General features: G+C 75.7%; 3 protein-coding genes. All 3 read left to right on the plus strand.

Annotated features, from left to right (window positions below; translation table 11 throughout):
• Positions 1-111: 111 nt before the first annotated feature.
• The 3 genes from FNX44_RS24625 to FNX44_RS24635 all read left to right on the plus strand — a co-directional run bounded on the left by FNX44_RS24625 (position 112) and on the right by FNX44_RS24635 (position 3,780).
• Positions 112-1,017, plus strand: coding sequence for a TIGR01777 family oxidoreductase (locus FNX44_RS24625; RefSeq protein ID WP_143651199.1), 906 nt, complete (start codon positions 112-114; stop codon positions 1,015-1,017).
• Positions 1,018-1,222: 205 nt separating this feature from the next.
• The gene (locus FNX44_RS24630) at positions 1,223-2,566 is read left to right on the plus strand and encodes an FAD-dependent oxidoreductase (RefSeq protein ID WP_323369648.1); all 1,344 of its coding nucleotides are present in this window, start codon (positions 1,223-1,225) and stop codon (positions 2,564-2,566) included.
• A gap of 179 nt (positions 2,567-2,745) precedes the next feature.
• On the plus strand, positions 2,746-3,780 hold the full coding sequence (locus tag FNX44_RS24635) for a phosphatidylinositol-specific phospholipase C domain-containing protein (RefSeq protein ID WP_323369649.1): 1,035 nt from the start codon (positions 2,746-2,748) through the stop codon (positions 3,778-3,780).
• Positions 3,781-4,061 lie beyond the last annotated feature (281 nt).

A 4,061-nucleotide genomic window follows, 5' to 3' on the forward strand; every position in this document is an offset into this window, starting at 1 on the left:
TGGCGGTGGGGCGGTCGGTCACGCGGCCACTCTGCCCGGCCCGCGCGCAGGGCGTCCAGCGATATCCGGCGGCACCGGGCGGGACGCGGCGGCATCGAGCAGTATGGGGCCATGCGCATCGCGATCACCGGCTCCTCAGGGCTCATCGGCAGCTCCCTGCTGCGTTCGCTGCGGCAGGACGGGCACGAGGTGGTCAGGCTCGTCAGACGACCGGCCGGAGCGGGCGACGAGGTCGAGTGGGATCCGCGCGGCGGACGTGTCGACGCCGCCGGGCTGGTCGGCTGCGAGGCCGTCTTCCACCTGGCGGGCGCCGGTGTCGGCGACCGCCGCTGGACGGAGTCCTACCGGCGGGAGATCCGCGACAGCCGGGTGCGGGGCACCGCCGTGCTCGCCGAGGCGCTCGCCTCGCTCGACACCCCGCCGGCGACGCTCGTCTGCGGCAGCGCCGTCGGCTACTACGGCGACACCGGCGACCGCGCGGTGGACGAGCAGGATCCGCCGGGCAGCGGCTTCCTGCCGGAGGTGTGCGTGGCCTGGGAGGCCGCCGCCGCGCCGGCCACGGCGGCGGGGGTGCGGACCGTCCTCGCCCGGACGGGTCTGGTGGTCGCCGCCGGGGGCGGCGCCTGGGCGAAGCTCTTCCCGATCTTCCGCGCGGGGCTCGGCGGCCGACTGGGCGACGGCCGGCAGTACTGGAGCCACATCGCCTTGCACGACCACGTCGCGGCGCTGCGGCATCTGCTGGAGACTCCCGGGTTGTCCGGACCGGTCAACCTCACGGCGCCGAACCCGGTCACCAACCGGGAGGTGACGGCGGCGATGGGCCGGGTGCTGCGCCGCCCCACCCTGGCGGCGGTGCCCGCCCCGGTGCTGCGGATCGCGCTCGGCGGCTTCGCGCAGGAGGTGCTGGGCAGCCAGCGGGTACTGCCGGTACGGCTGCTGGAGTCCGGCTTCCGGTTCGCGTTCCCGCGCATCGAGGACGCCGTCCGCGCCGCGCTGCCCGCCCGGGCTTCCGCCTGAGCGGGCTCCCGCGTGGCCCGGCGGTCCGGCGCGTACGTCCGGTGCACGACTCACTCATCTGTGCGACCATCGTGCGCCCGTGCCCGGGTGACGTGCTCCTGCGGTGGGTACGACGCCTTTCGTAATGTCGTGGCCGACGCCCGCATTGATTCCGCCGGCCACGGGCATCAGCCCGTCATCGGGCCACGACTTTCGGGGAGGGCATGTGCTCGGCACAGCACCCGCAACACCCGTACACCGCTCCCAGCCCGCCGACGTGATCGTCATCGGCGGCGGCCTCGCGGGACTCGCCGCGGCGCACCATCTGACCGGCGCCGGGCTCAGCGTCCTGGTGCTGGAGGCGTCGGCGGCGGTCGGCGGCCGCATGGCCACCACCCGACTCGACGGCTACCGGCTCGACCACGGAGGGCAGCTGCTCTGCCCCGACTGGCCCGAGCTGAGCAACCTCCCGGCGCTCGGCGCGCTCGCGCTGCGGCCGTTCGCGCCCGGCGCGGTGCTGCGCGGGGCGGAACGCAGCGTCCGGGTGAGCGGCCACCGTTCGCTGCGCCCGGGGCGCGGGGTGCCGACCGCCCGCGGCCGGTCCCGTACGCTCACCGGCGCGCTGGACTCCGCCCGGCTCCGCCACCAGCTCTCCCGGTTGGCCGGCACGCCGGTCGAACGCCTCGCCGCACGCACGGAGTTGCCGGCCGGGCGGGCGCTGGCCGCGCGCGGCGTGCCCGGCCGCACGGTCGAGGGCATGGTCCGCCCGCTGGTCGGCGCGCTGCTCGGCGATCCCGACCTGACAAGCTCCAGCCGGGTGGTGGACCTGGCACTGCGCGGCTTCGCCAGGCGCGGTCTGTGCCTGCCCGCGGGCGGCTCGGCCGCCGTTCCCGAACTGCTCGCCGGAACGCTCCCCGAGGGCACGGTCCAGACCGGGGTGCGGGCGGTGTCGGTGTCGGTGAACGCCGTCGACACAGCCGCGCACGGACGGCTGCACTGCCGGGCCGTGCTGATAGCCACCGGCGCCGTCGAGGCGGCGGACCTGCTGCCGGGCCTGCGGGTGCCGGAGTTCCACCCGGTCACCGTGCTGCACCACGCGGCGGACGCCGCGCCGCCGCGTCCGGACGGCCCGCTGACCTCGCTGATCATCGACAGCGAGCGGCGCGGGCCGGTCGCCCACTCGATGGTGGCCTCGGCGGTCGACCCGTCCCGGGCGCTGCCCGGGCGCACCCTGGTGACCTCCGTGGTCCTCGGCCGCCGCGCGCACGACTCGCTGGCCAGCCTGGACCGCGCGGCCCGCCCGCAGCTGTCCTCGCTGCACGGGGTGGACGCCGGGCGGTGGGAGCTGCTGGAGGGCTTCCGCGAGCCGCACGCCGTACCGGCCATGCCCGCCCCGCACGACGGTCGGCGCCCGGTGCGGGTACTGGCCGGGCTCTACGTCTGCGGCGACCACCGCGACACCGGCACTCCGCAGGGCGCGCTCTACTCCGCCCGCCGGGCCGCCGGAGCGGTCTGCCGCGACTTCGGCGTCTCGGGCGCGCCGGCCGCCGCCCTCCGCCTGGTCGCCTGAGCCGCCTGGTCGCCTGAGCCGCCTGGTCACCTGGTCGCCCGAACGGGCCGGGGGCCCGTCAACAACCCCGTGTTTCCGGGAAGTTCAGTCCGCACCCGTGGACAGGACGCCTGGCTTCCCTACGCTGTCCGGGACCTGATCCCTGCCCGACCCCCACCGGACAGCAAAGGCGGTGCCGTGTGCGCCGGTTCACCGTTCCACTCGTCGCGGCGCTGCTCGCCGCCGTCACCGCGCTCGTCCCGGCACAAGCCCGGGACGTCGGCTCACTCCCCTACCCCGACGGCACCGGCGTCGGGGTGCACAACGCCTACGACAAGGGCGCCTTCCGGTACCTCGCGGACGCACTCGACTCCGGCGCCGCGATGCTCGAACTGGACGTGTGGACCAACGGGTTCGGCTCGGGCTGGCGGGTCTCCCACAACGCCCCGCTGTGGAACGACAACAACTGCGTGGGCGCCGCGACCCCGGACGGACTGCGGTCCGGTGCGCGGGACCGCCCGCTGGACGGCTGCCTGGCCGACCTGCGCACATGGAGCGACGCCAACCCCGGCCACCGGCCGATCCTGCTCAAGTTCGAGATGAAGGACGGCTTCAACGCCGTCGGGGGGCGCGGCCCGGCCGCGTTCGACGCGCTGGTGGCCGCCCGGCTCGGGCAGAAGGTGTACCGCCCCGCGGAGTTGGCGGCCGGTCACCGCGACCTGGACGAGGCGGTACGGGCGAAGGGGTGGCCCAGCCGTTCCGAGTTGGCCGGACGCTTCCTGATCCACCTCATACCCGGCACGGTCGAGGAGGGCAACCCGTTCGACACGCTGTGGACCGACCGCGAGTACGCCACGCATCTGCGCGACCTGGCGGCCGGCGGCCGCCTGGACTCGGCCACCGCCTTCCCGGCGGTGCACCACGCCGAGGCCGGCGATCCCCGGGTGCGGCGCTACTCCGACGCCTCGCTGCGGCCCTGGTTCGTGGTCTTCGACGGTGACGCCTCCGCGTACCGGGACGGGTCGATCGACACCCGCTGGTACATGGAGCGCGGGTATCTGCTGGTGATGACCTCCGCGCACCGGGTGCCGCCGGCCATCGACGGTCGGAACCCGACGGAGGCGCAGGCGCTGGAACGCGTCGGGCTGTTGGCCGCGGCCGGGGCGAGCGTCGTCAGCGCGGACTGGGTCGGTCTGCCGTCCGTGCTGGCGACCGTGGTGCCGCGCGGCGGCTGAGCGCACCCGTTCCCAGCAAAGCACCATCCGGCGGCCGCGTCGCGCCGGGAAGGGCGTCCGGGTACTTCCACCAGGACACGGTCACCGGGTGCGGCGACGGGGGCCGGGACCGTGAGAGCAGTAAGTCATGCAGTATGACAAATCTGCCTTGTCGTGCCGCCGCACGCTGCTCCGCGGCGCCGCCTGCCTCGGCGTGCTCGGCGTGGTGCGGCTCGCGACCGCGCCCACCGCCCACACGCCCGGCTCCGGCGCCTCGGCCGGCGACGCCCGACCCCCCGCCC

The organism is Streptomyces alkaliterrae (assembly GCF_007097205.2).
GTDB classification, from domain to species: Bacteria; Actinomycetota; Actinomycetes; order Streptomycetales; family Streptomycetaceae; genus Streptomyces; species Streptomyces alkaliterrae.

Bases quoted from the DNA above. Each gene is read 5' to 3' on its own strand.
- FNX44_RS24625 (WP_143651199.1), top strand. From the start codon at position 112: ATGCGCATCGCGATCACCGGCTCCTCAGGGCTCATCGGCAGCTCCCTG.